Source organism: Streptomyces colonosanans, from assembly GCF_001866645.1.
Lineage (GTDB): Bacteria > Actinomycetota > Actinomycetes > Streptomycetales > Streptomycetaceae > Streptomyces > Streptomyces colonosanans.
This window is the reverse complement of record NZ_MLYP01000092.1, coordinates 19,324-32,346: the sequence shown is the minus strand read 5'-3', so window position 1 is coordinate 32,346 and position 13,023 is coordinate 19,324. Positions and strand designations below refer to the sequence as shown.

The window sequence follows — 13,023 nt, the reverse complement described above, 5'->3', positions numbered from 1 at the left end:
AGGGCGGCGTCAGATACGGACGCGGGTGAGCCGGTTGATGAGGAAGAAGCCGAGGCCGTAGAGACCGGAGGCGATGATGACGGCGATCTTGCCCGCGGTGGCGCCCGTCATGTCGTCGAGCGACCCGCTGCGCATGCTGTTGAGGATCAGCAGGAAGCCGAAGCCGAGCAGGGGGACGGCGACGGCCGTCACCTTCACCTGGGACAGCAGCGTGCCGACCTCGCGGCGGGTCTCCTTGCGTTCCTCCAGGGTCTGGGTGAGGTTGCGCAGAGAGGACACGATGGTGCCACCAGCCCGGTTGGACAGGACCAGCGTGGAGATGAGCACCTTCAGCTCGCGGGACGGCAGGCGCTCGCCGAGTTCGGCCAGGGCGTGTTCCAGAGAGTGTCCGACGGCGAGCTGGTCGGCGACCCTCCGGAACTCCTCGCTCGCCGGGTCGTCGAGCTCGTCGGCGGCCATGGCGATGGCGGTGCGCAGCGCGAGGCCGGCCTGAGTGGCGTTGGCGAGGACACGGGTCAGCTCGGGGAGCTGGTTGATGAAGGCCTCGGTGCGCCTGGTGATCTGGTAGTTGAGGAAGAAGTTGCCGCCCCACAGGCCGAGCAGCGCGGCGAGCAGTCCGAAGAACGAGGCGAAGAGCGAGCCGATCACGAAGTAGATACCGAGGACACCGGCGACGACGTAGATGGCGTACTCACCGGGGGTGACGTCCAGGCCGGTGGTGTTGAGCTTGCGCTCGATGCGCTTGCCGAGCTTGGTGCGGCGCAGCCGCCGGTCCACTCCCCTGAACCGCCGCCGCCGGCCGACGGAGGGCATCTCACCGGTCTGCGCCATCCGCTCGTACAGCAGGTGCTGCTGTGCCTTGCCTGAGGAATACGTGTGCACACCGATGACGGCGATCACACAGGCGAGCAGTGTGACGCCGGTGGCCAGAAAAGGGAGGTTGTCCATGGCGGGCGGGCCTTCTCGGGAAGCGTTGGGCGGGGAGCGAGCGGTCGGGCGGCGGTGGGGGCGCGCGGGAGGCAGTGGGTCAGCCGGCGGCCTTCCGGGTGGCCAGCTGGTCGTCCGACTGGGCGACGCCGAAGGCCTGGGGGATGGGCTCGCCCCGCATGTAGAGCCGTTCGGCGACCCTGCGGGGCAGGGGGTAGTACTCGAACCGGCCGTGCACCATGCCGTCGGACGACATCGGCTGCGCCGCGAACCGGCCCACCGAGACGATCTTGTAGTCCTCACGGCCGTGCGAGTCGACGACGGCGATCTCGGTGATCCGGCGGGAGCCGTCGGCGTGCCGGGTGAGCTGCACGATGATGTCGACGGCGCTGTTGATCTGGTCTTTGATCGCGACGAACGGAATCTCGACCTCCGACATCGACGCCAGCGTCTGCAGACGCATCAGCGCGTCCTCGGCGGAGTTGGCGTGGACGGTGGCGAGCGAGCCGTCGTGACCGGTGGACATGGCCTGGAGCATGTCGAGGGTCTCACCGCCACGGACCTCACCGACGATGATGCGGTCGGGACGCATACGCAGCGAGTTGCGGACCAGGTCGCGAATGGTGATCTGGCCCTTGCCCTCGACGTTGGAGGGCCTGCTCTCCAGCGTGATGACGTGGGACTGCTGGAGCCGGAGTTCGGCGGAGTCCTCGATGGTGACGATGCGCTCGCCCTCGGGGATGAGCCCGGACAGCGCGTTGAGCAGCGTGGTCTTTCCGGTGCCGGTGGCGCCGGAGACGATGACGTTGAACTTGGCGCGCACCAGGCCCGCCAGCAGCAGGGTCATCTGCTCGTCCAGGGAGCCGAGGCCGATCAGCTCCTGGAGGGTGTACGCCCGGGGGAAGCGCCGGATGGTGAGGATCGGCCCGGTCAGGGAGAGCGGCGGGATGATGACGTTGACACGCTCACCGGACGGCAGACGGGCGTCGACCATCGGATTCGCCTCGTCCACACGGCGGTTGACGGTCGACACGATGCGCTCGATGGTCTGCATCAGCTGCTCGGAGGAGGCGAACCGCATGGGCAGCAGCTCCAGTCGGCCGCCGCGCTCCACGAAGACCTGGTCGGGACCGTTGACCATGATCTCGCTGACGGAGGCGTCCTCGAGGAGCGGTTCGAGGATGCCGAGACCCAGGGCCTCGTCGACGACCCGGCGGATCAGCTGGGCGCGTTCGGCCGTGGACAGGACCGGGCCTTCGCGGCTGATGATGTGGCCGAGGACCCGCTCAAGACGGATACGGCGTTCGGACGCCTGGAGCGAGGACATCTCCGCGAGGTCGATCTCCTCGAGGAGTTTGGCACGGTAGACGGAGACGAGACGGCTTTCCTCCGTCAGCCCTTTCGCGGGCTGCTCGGAACCGTTGAGGCGCGCCCGCAGACTCATGTCGTCAACTCCCTGTGCTGCTGGTGTAGGTGGTGCGGTGCCGGGCGGGGGACGGTGACGCCCCGGCCGTCATCAGCGGTCGATGCGGTCGATCGGCATGGTGGCCCTGCGTTTGGCCTCGAATCCGTCCAGCAGGCCGGGGATCAGCGAAGGGATCGGGACCTTGGCGGTGACCGTGACCTCGTCGCTTCCGCGTTGGCAATCGAAACTGGCGCGGCCGGACAGCGAGGAACTCAGGGCGTCATGGCCGGCCTGCTGGCAGGTGCGGTCCGGGTTGTCGTACGAGGCCATGCGCGCGGCGGCGCGGGAGGCCGTACCGGCCTGCTGGACGGCGAAGGCGGCGAGGCCGAGCTGGACGACGAGGAGGCCGATGACGATCAGCATCGGCACGACGCCGACGTACTCGAGGACGGTCTGGCCCCGGTCGTCGGACTTCTTGCACTTCTCGCGGCTTCTGTGGGTGGCGGGCATGGTCAGCTCTCCTTCGCGGCGGCGGACTTGCTCGTGATCCGCAGCGGGAAGTCCACTCCGCCCGGGAACAGCACCGGCACATAGACGCTGACAGTGGCCTTCACCATGTCGCCTTCGGCATGGCAGCTGATGTCCGCGTTCCAGCCGCCCGGCAGGTCCTCCCGCCCGGCCCGGTCGCACGCCTGGCCACGGTCCTTCCAGGGGTCGACGGTCGCGCCCGCCCGTACCGCCTTGTCGGCGGCGTTGCCGGACAGCACGAGCGCGTAGCCGGTCAGCGCGGCCTGCCAGAGCAGGACGAGCGTCGCCAGGATGATGGGAGCCATGGTGGTGAACTCGATCGTCATCTGACCTTGGTCGCCCATGCGCCCGCGCCGCCGTATGGCGTCAGCCGGGGGTGCGCCGCCCGTACGGCGGCGGCGGTCCCTCACCCGGAGTCTCATGATGCACATCGCCCCCTGTCCGTGTCCGTGGTCTACGTGTTGGTGCCCGGCTGCCGGCCGGCCTGCTCGTCGCCGCGTGGTCGGCGGCGCAGTCCGATCGAGCCACGGTCCGAGCCCTTCTTGCGCCGGGTCTTGCCCAGGGCCTCGGCCGTCACCAGGCCCAGCTCCCCGGCCAGACCCCACAGCGCCTGCTTCACCGTGGACTTGGCGTCCAGTTCGTGCAGCCGGCCGGCGTCGACGCTGGCCTGCAGCTCCTTGAAGGCGGCCGGTACGGCGGTGCCCGCGACCCGGGTGCCGGTGATCTTCTGGACCAGCGGCGGCTGGATCTCGGTGTTGCGGGTGTGGCGGTTGACGACCGTGATGGTCTCCTCCGCCTTGCGGATCTGGAGCCTGGTCCACATCCGCACCAGCCGCTTGGCGGCCCGGACGGAGACCACGTCCGGTGTGGTGAGCAGCAGCGCGAGATCGGCCATCTCGATGGCCGCCGCGTTCCCGGCGTTCATCTGCGAGCCGCAGTCGATGACGACGACGGCGTTGCGGATGCGCAGGGAGCTGATCACCTGCCGTACGGACCGGTCGGTGACCTCCTCGCCCCGCTCGCCGTCCTTGGGCGCGAGCAGCAGCGACATGCCGGACTCATGGTCGAAGACGGCGTCCTGCAGCACGCGCGGCGTGACGTCCTGGATGCCCGCGAGATCCACGATCGAGCGGCGGAACTGCACATCGAGGTACGAGCCGATGTCGCCGGTCTGCAGGTCCAGGTCGACCAGCGCGACGCTCTGCCCCGACGCGTGGGCGGCCAGCGCGAGTTGGATCGCGGCCACGGTGGTGCCGACGCCGCCCTTGGCGCCGGAGACGGTGACCACGGTGCCGCCCGGACCCATCATGGCCTCGCCGCCGGTGCCGAGGTGACGGCGGACCCCGACGGCCCACTGGGCGGCGGACTGGACCCGGCTGGCGAGCTCCTCATAGCTGAGGGGCAGCGCCACCAGGCCGCGGGCGCCCGAGTCCATGGCGGCGGAGAACAGCCCGGGGCTGGCATCCGTGGTGATGAGGACGACCCCGACCGCCGGGAAGCGCAGTGCGACCTCCCGGATCAGTTCGAGTGCGGGCACCGGACCGATCCGCTCATGGACGAGCACCACTTCGGGCAGCTCTTCGACGGACTCGCCCGCGAGACGGGCCAGCGTGTCGATCAGCTGGGTGGAGTCGGTCACCGGGGCGGCCGGCTCCGCGTCGGGGAGCTGGCTGAGCAGGGTGGTGACAGCCCGGGCCGCGTCGGTGTCACCGACGGCGGGGAGAATCCTCGTGGTCATCCAGTCTCACTTGTCCTTGGAGAGCTCATAGGTGCGCTCCCCGTTGCGGAGAGAGGCATCACTGCCGGGAGCGATCAGGGCGAGGCGCACGTGCTGGGCGAAGGACTCGGCGTAGGCGACGCGCTGGGCGTCCATCGTGTTGAGCGCGAAGGTGATGGGCACCGCCTGGCTCATGGTCGACCGGCTGTTGCTGTTGTCGCCCTTGCCCTCCAGCGGGGTCAGCTGACCGACGTCGATGACCTTGGCGTTGGAGACGATGATCTTCGACTGCGGGGCGGAGTTGCGGTCGTCACCGGCGAAGGTGGCGAAGATGTTGACCTTGGCGCCGGGCTTGATCTTGCCGGCCACACCGGTGACGGCGTCGATCATGATGGCGATCTCCTGCTCGCCCGCCTCCAGCGCCGGCCGCTTGACGATCATGTCGCTCTGCAGCAGCGAGCCGTGGCGGAGGTTGGTGACCGCGATCTTCCCGTTGATCTCCGAGAGATCGGTGATCGCGTTCTCCGACAGCCAGCGCTTGGGCATCTTGACCTTCTCGAACTGCGCCTCGCTGAGCTGGGTGTAAGGGGCGATGTCGTCCTTCACCTGGTAGGCGGAGACCTCCGGTCCGACCTTGGACTTCGCGTCACTGATCACGGAGAGCACAGCGGCGAAGGCGACGAAGGCGAGAAAGACGGAGAGGAGCAGCAGTATCACGCCGCGGCGCTGGCGGGAATTCATGGGCCGGACAACCTCATCAGGGGGACGTGGTAGCGGAAGGGGCGGACGGGACACCTGCGCGCTCGGGCCTGACGCCGGGCCGCGCGGGCTGACTGATGCTCAAGACACCAGGGGATGACCTGCGGTTCCCCGGCAAAGACGGCCGGGACGGGCTGAACGCACCGCCCCCGTCGATGGGTTACCTCCGCGGGCGCGGAAGGCCGAGGGGACCAGGGGGTGGAGTACGGGACGTATGCGGCCTGCTCGATGTCCCACCGATGGGGTGAACCGACGGACGACGTGGCCGTGTTGACGGCTGAATACGTTCGAGTGGCCGCCAAAGGCCGGGCGAACCCGCCGCACGGGAGCCACCCCTTGGGCAGACGGCGGCTCAGCCGAGGACGTCGACTGGTTCCTCGGCGGCAGAGCCCGGTTCGCGCTGGTCACCGCGATCACTATCGGCACTTCGAGATCCCCGTTCACTCTCCGGCCCGCTCCTCCCCCGGGCGGACCGCAGATCGTCAACTGCTCAGCTCAGCTGCATCAGCACCTTATCCGTGTCATACAAGACAGAGAACAGCAACCGTGCAGCAGCTAGGCAAACCAAAGATGACAACTGGTATCAGACCAGGGCAAGTTGATCGGTGTCAGCAGTCAACTTACGACTAGGTACTGACCAGTTCGTCACAGCTTTTTCACACTTCTCAATACGAACTGATGAAACCCAAGTGCAGGGCCATGCCGTACAGCATCACGAACGAGATCATCCCCAGAGGGACGCAGAACAGGATCCGCGTATACACCGGTCCCCAGGTGTCCGGCCCCGCGATCGTGGCTCGCTTGTGCGGGCGCGCCGGGTCGTAGCAGACGCGAACCGGCGCCCCCTCCTCGTACCCGAAGGCGCCCGGCCGGTCCTTGAACTCGACGGTCTCGCCTTCCGGGGTGCGGAAGGCGAAGGTGAACTCGGTGCGAGAGCTGTGGCCGACACTCGTGGACGAGACCAGCCGGCGTTTCGCGCACCACCCCTGGGTACGCTCGCCGCGCAGCACCAGCCAGATCACGAGGACCACCCGGTACAGGAACAGGACAACGCCGGTGGCGCAGGCCAGGCCAGCGCCCAGGGCACCGATCTCGAACGTCGACACGCCGCCGCCTATTTCTTCGTCTTCTTCAGCGCGACGCTGTCGACGATATCCGAGACGTCCCGGTTGGACAGGGTGCCCTCCTTGGAGTTCACCGTGATCAGGTACGGGCGCTGCTCGGTGTCCACACCGGTCACCATCATGCCGTCCAGCTTGGTGCCCTTGGGAGGAGTGCCCTCCTTGCCCCTCGAGGTGAAGCTGTAGGTGATCTTCCTGGCCTCTTGGGACCCGTCGGGGCCGGCCACCTGGATCTCCGTGGTCTTCGCCGGGGTGGCGCCGAGCTGAATCCGGGTCTCGGCTCCGATGACCGCGGTGTCGGCGGTGTGCATACCGGTACCGAAGTCGAACTCGACGCTCATGGACGCGACCATGACGCCGCCCTCGGTGAGGGTCGCCCGGGCCACCTCGTACGGGTTGCCCTTGCCGACCGGAGCTTCCTTGAAGCCCTTGGGGTAGGCAACGGAGAGCCGCTTGGTGTCCAGGGTGCCCCAGCCGTCCGGGGTGGTGGCCGCCGACTTACCGCCGCCACCGCAGCCGGTGAGCAGCAGTCCGGCGACGCCTGCCGCCATCGCCGCGCGCAGGCCGTGCTTCGACTTCCCGTTCATCCCTGATTTCCCTCGCTCTTTCCGAACGGCTCTTCCGTTGCCGTCTCTACGTCCATGCGCACCCGTACGCGTACCCCGCCGCTACTTCGCGCAATAGCTGTACGGAACGTAGTCGCGCTTCCCGTTCCGGGGGGCACCCAGGAACTCGGCATTCTTGAGCGTCTCGGACTTCTTCTCCAAAGAGATGGAGGCACCGATGGAAAGGCCCAGATTCAGCTCGAATCCGTACTCGTGCGCATCGGCGTCGCCATCGTACGCGGTCTTGCTGGACTTGCCCTTGTCGAAGAGCAGCTGGCCAAAGGGGTTGTCGGCACCCGGGCGGCTGGTGGGCGCGTTGTTGTTCAGCATGTACGAGAAGACCTCGCTGCCGCCGTTGCCGTTTCCGTCCAGCCACTTCTGGGCGATGGCGCGGTCGGCGTCGCCTTCCTGACCCTTCGGGAACGACAGGGTGTTGGTGTACACCTTGATGTCGCTGCCTCCGGAGTTGTCGACATCGCCGGCGCTGCCGCTCTTGCCGTCCTTGCCTTCCTTGCCATTGCCGCCGCCGACACCGTTGGAGACGCCACTGGCGGTCTCCGTGGTCTGGGTGAAGTCGATCCGGACGAGCTCGCCGGTCTTCTGGTCACGGGTGACGGTGATCGTCGCCGTGCGGTCGGCCGTCTGGTGCTCGCCGTGCTCGAAACCGCCGGCGCTGGCCTTGCTGCCCCACACGCCGCTGCCCTTCACCGAGTAGGTGAACGACTTGGTGCCGCGGAAGTCGTCCTTCGTCCAGATCACGTCACCGTTGATCGAGGCGTTTCCGCCGATTCCGGCGGAGACGACCCGGTCGTCGCCCGCGTCGACCGACAGCCCACCGTCCACGTTGCCGTAGACACCGACGGAGCCGTAACTGATGTGGCGGTCCTTGAGCTTCCCCTCGATCCGCTTGCGGAGCTTGTCCTCCTCCACGAGCGGACCCTTGCCGAAGAGGGCGAGGAAGCCGTCACCCATGCTGGCCTCGCCGCCGCCGGGTCCGGTGCGGCGCATCTCGTACATCTTCAGCTTCTCGAGGTCGTCACGGAACGCCGCGGCCTCTTCCTTGCTCTTGAAGACCCAGGTGTCGCCGTTGTTCACCTTGATGCCGCCGCCGAGCTCGACCTCGCCCTTGCCCAGCTTGCCGATCTTGCCGCCGAATCCGCCGGTGGCGCCGATCGACTGGGAGTCGGTGAAGGTGGTGTAGATGAGCTGGTCGCTGCTGTCGACCTTGCCGTCACCGTTGACGTCGTAATTGGCCTGGTGGGTCTGCTCCTTGAAGCCGTACTCGCTGCCCCACTTGAACCAGCCCAGCTTGAACTCGCTGCCCGCCTTGTCGCTGACGGTGGAGATGGTGCACAGCGGCGGCTCGAAGTCGGCATTGGTCGCCTGGGTGTCGGAGCCGTCACCACCGGACGAGCAGCCGCCTCCGCCCCACAGCGAGGAGATGGAGCAGCGGAACCGTTCGCCGATCGAGCCGGACACGCCGGTCGCGATGAGCGCCAGCACGATGGACACGGCGACGATCACGGCTCCGACGTATTCCAGGGCGGTGGCGCCGCGGTCGGAGCGGGCCGTCGTCGTCCGGTCGAGCCACCACCCTCTGGCTATTCCGCGCACCTGACGTCTCCTCATCGGTCCCCCTCCTGCAACCGGTCCACTCCGTAACCGGCGACGGCCCCGACCACCGCGACGACGCAGGACATCAGGAGGCCCTCCGTAGAGGCGTGGCCCCAGTGCATGACGATGTTCACGATCTGTGCGAAGAGCGGAACCGCGAAGAGCGCGGCGAGATGCTGCGGCATCGACTCACGGAACGGCTCCCGGTGCATACGCCCGGCGACCCAGGTGGCCAGCGCGATGCACACCGCGTTCGGCAGATCGACGCAGAGCAGCCGGCCACCGAACGACTCCAGGCGCTCCGGGGTGGCGACGTTCTCGTAGAAGTACGTGACCTGGAGGTACTCGCTGATGAACAGCGTGATGAGCCCGGCCGCCCAGGCAAGGATGAGCGGGAAGAATCCCCCACCCTCCGCCGGCCCCGCCGTCACACCGCTGCGTGATGGCCCACCTGTCCCACGCATGCCTGACACCCCTCCGGTCGATCCCCTGATGAAGTCGCCACACCGTAGGCATTCGGGGACTTGGAGCTCATAGGCCCGTGGGCCCACGCCCGGACCCAAATCCGGCTTAGGGCCCTGTTCAGGGGCGCTCCACAACTCTGAGAGGCGATAGCCGTGCTGAGTGATGTTCAGCTAAGAGCGGTGTCTGGGACGCTGCGTCCGTACCGGGATCAGGACACCTCGGCGCGGTCCTGCTTCGCGTAGCCCGGTGCGGTGACCGAGCAGAACACGCAGCGGTCACCGATGAGTTCGAGACCGCACCAGTGACAGTGGTCCCGGCGCACGGACGTCACGAGCTGGTACAGGACCGGCAGCTCCGGAAGGAAGGTGGCGAACTCGACCAGCTTGCCGGTCCCCCACCAGCGCGCCGACTCCGAGGGCAGGGGCGCCTCCAGCAGCCCCTGGACCGACCACGCGTTCGCCAGGTTCGAGCTCACCCAGTCGGTCTGGAGCTGCCCCTTGGCGACGAGGAGCCAGGTGCCGAACTCCGGCCCGGCCAGCCGTGCCTCGGGGCCGATCTCCACCAGTTGCGGCGTGGGGTTGGTCACCACTCCGAACTGCCTGCCGGGCATCCAGGACTTGGCGTGCGACTTGAGACTCACCGGGACCCGGTCGAGCTTGGCGACGGAGTTGAGGACCGCGCCGGCGTGGATGTAGTGCCGGAGCAGACGCCCGGCGGAAGCCACGACACCGGCACTGAGGTCGGTGACCGACAGCTGGCGCAGCTGACGGATCAACACCGCGAGTCCCAGCGGTGGCAGATCCGACTTGAGCAGGGCGATGCGGTCGCTCTCCAGGATCGAGCGTACGGAATGCAGCCGCTGCTCCATCGCCGCCGGTATCGCGGACGAGTAGACGACCACCACATGGCCGTGCTGCTCCAGCAGGACCTGCATCTCCACCAGCGCCTGCTCGAGCGACTGTTCGCCCGGACTCCTCAACGGGACGGCGGGCGGGGTCTGTTGATCGGTCGACGGCAGCACCATGTCCGTACTGGTGACAGCAATCGCGGTCGACACCTCGAGCCCCCCGTTCCTCAGGTACAGCAGCCCCGCGACCCAGGTCGTTTCGGTCCGCACAGCTACCTCGGCACTCTATCCGTGCCATACCGGTCGGAGAACACCGCTTCTTTACTTGCGAGATGACCCATGGCCCGTCAAGTGGCAACAGAAACGGATAAGTCACACATCGGGCCGCACGCGCGGGTGCTCGGAGATCGCGATCGAGGCGACCTGTGTCCTCGGCCCGTCGTCCGGCGAGGCGTCACCGCAAAAGTCAGGTGAAACATTTCCGCGGGTCCAGCCCATCAATGAGGTGAGGGCGGTACGGAACGACACGAACGGAGCACGCATGCGGCAGGGGCGTAACGAGGAATACCAGGAGTTCGCCTCCGCGCGTGCGGGGCACCTGTACCGGTCCGCCTGCCTGCTCACCGGCGGCGACACCCACCTCGCGGAGGACCTCGTCCAGGAGACCCTGGGCCGGGTCTACGTCCGCTGGGGCCGGATCTCCCGCGCCGACAATCCCGCCGGGTACGCCCAGACCGTCCTCACCCGTACCTTCCTCACCCACCAGCGACGCCACAGCAGTCGCAAGGAGCGCGCCGCCGACGCGCTCCCCGACCTCCCGGACCCGGCCACGGCCGGCGACACGGCCCTGCGGCTCACCCTCGTCGAGGCGCTCGGGCGGCTGTCCGCCAAGGACCGGGCCGTGGTCGTCCTGCGCTACTGGGAGGACCGCAGCATCGAGGAGACGGCCGCCGCGATGAACACCACCTCGGCCGCCGTACGCACCCGCTGCGTCCGCGCCCTGGGCCGGCTGCGCGCCCTCCTCGGCGACACCCTCGGCGAGTACGCGAGAACCTGACCGCCCCTCAGTCCACCACCAGACGCTTCTTCCCGCAGAAACGGCGGTTCGCCATGCCCGTAGAAGAGCACGACCCCTTCGAGGACAAGTTCACCAAGGCCCTGCATGACGCGGGGAACACGTTCGAGACCCGCCGCCCGGACCTGGTCGCCCGCGGCGAAGCACGCGGCCGGCGGTCCACGTCACGGCGCCGGATCGCCATCGCCGGAAGCGTCACCGCGGTCGCGCTCACCGGCGCGCTGGTCCTGCCCGGCAGCCACGGCGACGGCGTACGGCAGCAGTCCGCGGCCGCCGGCATGGCGAAGCCGGCGGTGCCACCCGCCCCGCACACCACCGTGACCCGCGACGAGCTGATCGACACCCTCAAGAAGCTGCTGCCGAAGGGGAAGTTCAGTCAGGAGGAAGGTCGCGGTACGGACGATCGGCTGACGCCCTACGCCCAGGTCGTGTACGACGACGGCAACGGCAAGGCGGCCATCGGTGTCTCCCTCCAGCGCCTCCTGCCCGGCGACCGGATGGGCCGCGAGGCCACCGAATGCCCCGACAAGGTGTTCGTCGCCTACGACACCTGCAGCAGCGTCACCCTGTCCGACGGCTCCGCGCTGATGGTCCTGCAGGGGTACGAGTACCCGAACCGGCGCTCCGGCACCAAGCTGTGGAGCGCGGATCTCGTCACGCCGACGGGGCAGCACGTCTCCGTGCAGGAGTGGAACTCCCCCGCCGAGAAGGGCGAGCCCGTCAGCCGGGAGCAGCCTCCGCTCTCCACGACCCAGTTGAAGGCGCTCGTGAGTGCGCGTGCGTGGCGGGACGCCGTGAACGCCATGGCGGTGCCTCGCGGGAAAGCCGAGCCGCGCCCGGAGCAGGGCGTCACCGGCCGCCCGGTGTCCTCGACTCTTGCCTCGCTGCTGCCCAAGGGACTCAAGGTCGTCGCCAGGAGCGGCAAGAACGAAGGGTTCGGGTACGTCGTCCTGGACGACGGCAAGGGCGAGAGCTTCGTCCAGGCCAACGTCCAGTTCATCAAGGACACCGATCCGGACCAGCGGATCATCAAGGACCAGCTCTTCGGAGCGGACGCCAGGACCCTGCCGGACGGCACCAAGGTGGTCTGGCACCAGGGACCCGGCGACAAGAACGTCAAGGGGGGCGTCATGTGGACCGTCGACACCATCAGGCCCGACGGGCGGCGCGTGGTGATCAGCGCCTTCAACTCCGGCACCCAGAACACCCCGCCGACCCGGAAGGCGCCCGCGCTCACCATGAAGCAGATGGAGACCATCGCGACGAGCACGAAATGGCGGCAGCCGCTCGGCTGACACCGGGCGGAGCAACGGGCACACCCAGCCCCTGACGGATCACGGCGACGGCCCCGCCGCGCGGCCACCGCGCGGCGGGGTCGTACCGGCAGGCGGTCGCCCGGTCAGTCCTCGGCCTTCTCGAGGGCAACCTTCTCGGCGGCGTCCTTCCCGGGGGCGTCCTTCTCGGGGGCGACCTTCTCGGCGGCGTCCTTCCCGGGGGCGTCCTTCCCGGGGGCGACCTTCTCGGCGGCGACCTTCTCGGGGGCGGCGGGTTCCTCCTCGCCGTCCTCGAAGTACGTGTCCAGCACGTCGTCGAGCCGGGCCTCCCACTCCTGGAAGCGGGCGCGGGAGTCGGCCTCGATCTCGATGGGGTACCACCGGCGTTCGGGCGTGTGCACGGTCACCGTGAACCGCTTCCCGAACCGCGCGGTCTCCGTCTCCACGGCGCCGATCTCGTCCCAGCGGAACTCGCACGCCTGGTCGTCCAGGCGGAGTCGTACACCGCGGTGATCAGCGACGATCTCCGCGCGACGGTCGGACGCCTCGAAGACGGGCCCATCAGGGGCGGACTCCTCCTCAGGCTCTTCCTCAGGCTCTTCCTCAGGCTGTTCCTCAGGCTGTTCCTCAGGCTGTTCCTCGGACTTCTCCTCAGGATCACCCTCGGGCTTCGCATCAAGGATGCG

13 protein-coding genes and 1 pseudogene are annotated in these 13,023 nt (G+C 68.3%); 3 read left to right on the top strand and 11 right to left on the bottom strand.

The genetic code is table 11. The annotated features are described in order from the left end of the window. Positions 1-9: 9 nt before the first annotated feature. From BIV24_RS28480 to BIV24_RS28435, 11 genes are all read right to left on the bottom strand, one after another. Positions 10-948, bottom strand: coding sequence for a type II secretion system F family protein (locus BIV24_RS28480; protein ID WP_071369342.1), 939 nt, complete (start codon positions 946-948; stop codon positions 10-12). 79 nt (positions 949-1,027) lie between these two features. Next, entirely contained in the window at positions 1,028-2,371 is a 1,344-nt protein-coding gene (locus BIV24_RS28475; RefSeq protein WP_071369341.1) for a TadA family conjugal transfer-associated ATPase, read from the bottom strand. Positions 2,372-2,443: 72 nt separating this feature from the next. Beyond that, the gene (locus BIV24_RS28470) at positions 2,444-2,842 is read right to left on the bottom strand and encodes a TadE/TadG family type IV pilus assembly protein (RefSeq protein WP_071369340.1); all 399 of its coding nucleotides are present in this window, start codon (positions 2,840-2,842) and stop codon (positions 2,444-2,446) included. Between the two features lie 2 nt (positions 2,843-2,844). Next, entirely contained in the window at positions 2,845-3,186 is a 342-nt protein-coding gene (locus tag BIV24_RS28465; RefSeq protein ID WP_245766977.1) for a hypothetical protein, read from the bottom strand. Positions 3,187-3,314: 128 nt separating this feature from the next. Next, positions 3,315-4,598: a CpaE/TadZ family protein gene (locus BIV24_RS28460; protein WP_071369339.1), complete on the bottom strand. Its 1,284-nt coding sequence runs from the start codon at positions 4,596-4,598 to the stop codon at positions 3,315-3,317. 6 nt (positions 4,599-4,604) lie between these two features. Beyond that, positions 4,605-5,318 (bottom strand): Flp pilus assembly protein CpaB, encoded by a 714-nt coding sequence (gene cpaB / locus BIV24_RS28455; protein ID WP_071369338.1) that lies wholly within the window; start codon positions 5,316-5,318, stop codon positions 4,605-4,607. A gap of 683 nt (positions 5,319-6,001) precedes the next feature. Further along, a complete protein-coding gene (locus tag BIV24_RS34650) occupies positions 6,002-6,442 on the bottom strand; it encodes a DUF3592 domain-containing protein (RefSeq protein ID WP_071369337.1) in 441 nt (146 codons plus the stop codon). 8 nt (positions 6,443-6,450) lie between these two features. Then, the gene (locus BIV24_RS34645; protein WP_071369336.1) at positions 6,451-7,044 is read right to left on the bottom strand and encodes a hypothetical protein; all 594 of its coding nucleotides are present in this window, start codon (positions 7,042-7,044) and stop codon (positions 6,451-6,453) included. Between the two features lie 81 nt (positions 7,045-7,125). Then, on the bottom strand, positions 7,126-8,676 hold the full coding sequence (locus BIV24_RS28440; RefSeq protein ID WP_245766976.1) for a Flp family type IVb pilin: 1,551 nt from the start codon (positions 8,674-8,676) through the stop codon (positions 7,126-7,128). Positions 8,677-8,687: 11 nt separating this feature from the next. Beyond that, positions 8,688-9,107, bottom strand: a complete 420-nt coding sequence (locus tag BIV24_RS32680) for a hypothetical protein (RefSeq protein ID WP_079168596.1) — start codon at positions 9,105-9,107, stop codon at positions 8,688-8,690. Between the two features lie 242 nt (positions 9,108-9,349). After that, entirely contained in the window at positions 9,350-10,165 is an 816-nt protein-coding gene (locus BIV24_RS28435; protein WP_245766980.1) for a hypothetical protein, read from the bottom strand. A gap of 364 nt (positions 10,166-10,529) precedes the next feature. Here BIV24_RS28435 and BIV24_RS28430 point away from each other — a divergent pair, with 364 nt between their 5' ends. The 3 genes and pseudogenes from BIV24_RS28430 to BIV24_RS36590 all read left to right on the top strand — a co-directional run. Further along, positions 10,530-11,045: a SigE family RNA polymerase sigma factor gene (locus BIV24_RS28430; protein WP_071369335.1), complete on the top strand. Its 516-nt coding sequence runs from the start codon at positions 10,530-10,532 to the stop codon at positions 11,043-11,045. A gap of 53 nt (positions 11,046-11,098) precedes the next feature. Then, positions 11,099-12,358: a hypothetical protein gene (locus BIV24_RS28425; RefSeq protein ID WP_071369334.1), complete on the top strand. Its 1,260-nt coding sequence runs from the start codon at positions 11,099-11,101 to the stop codon at positions 12,356-12,358. 168 nt (positions 12,359-12,526) lie between these two features. Continuing rightward, positions 12,527-12,850, top strand: a pseudogene (locus BIV24_RS36590) (pentapeptide repeat-containing protein); the annotation flags it as partial. Positions 12,851-13,023 lie beyond the last annotated feature (173 nt).

What these genes read in the sequence shown, in the direction of transcription:
- BIV24_RS28475 (WP_071369341.1), bottom strand. Translation starts at nt 2,371, where the DNA reads ATGAGTCTGCGGGCGCGCCTCAACGGTTCCGAGCAGCCCGCGAAAGGG.
- BIV24_RS28465 (WP_245766977.1), bottom strand. Translation starts at nt 3,186, where the DNA reads ATGACGATCGAGTTCACCACCATGGCTCCCATCATCCTGGCGACGCTC.
- BIV24_RS28470 (WP_071369340.1), bottom strand. Translation starts at nt 2,842, where the DNA reads ATGCCCGCCACCCACAGAAGCCGCGAGAAGTGCAAGAAGTCCGACGAC.
- BIV24_RS28460 (WP_071369339.1), bottom strand. Translation starts at nt 4,598, where the DNA reads ATGACCACGAGGATTCTCCCCGCCGTCGGTGACACCGACGCGGCCCGG.
- BIV24_RS34645 (WP_071369336.1), bottom strand. Translation starts at nt 7,044, where the DNA reads ATGAACGGGAAGTCGAAGCACGGCCTGCGCGCGGCGATGGCGGCAGGC.
- BIV24_RS28480 (WP_071369342.1), bottom strand. Translation starts at nt 948, where the DNA reads ATGGACAACCTCCCTTTTCTGGCCACCGGCGTCACACTGCTCGCCTGT.
- BIV24_RS28435 (WP_245766980.1), bottom strand. Translation starts at nt 10,165, where the DNA reads ATGGTGCTGCCGTCGACCGATCAACAGACCCCGCCCGCCGTCCCGTTG.
- BIV24_RS28430 (WP_071369335.1), top strand. Translation starts at nt 10,530, where the DNA reads ATGCGGCAGGGGCGTAACGAGGAATACCAGGAGTTCGCCTCCGCGCGT.
- BIV24_RS28425 (WP_071369334.1), top strand. Translation starts at nt 11,099, where the DNA reads ATGCCCGTAGAAGAGCACGACCCCTTCGAGGACAAGTTCACCAAGGCC.
- cpaB (WP_071369338.1), bottom strand. Translation starts at nt 5,318, where the DNA reads ATGAATTCCCGCCAGCGCCGCGGCGTGATACTGCTGCTCCTCTCCGTC.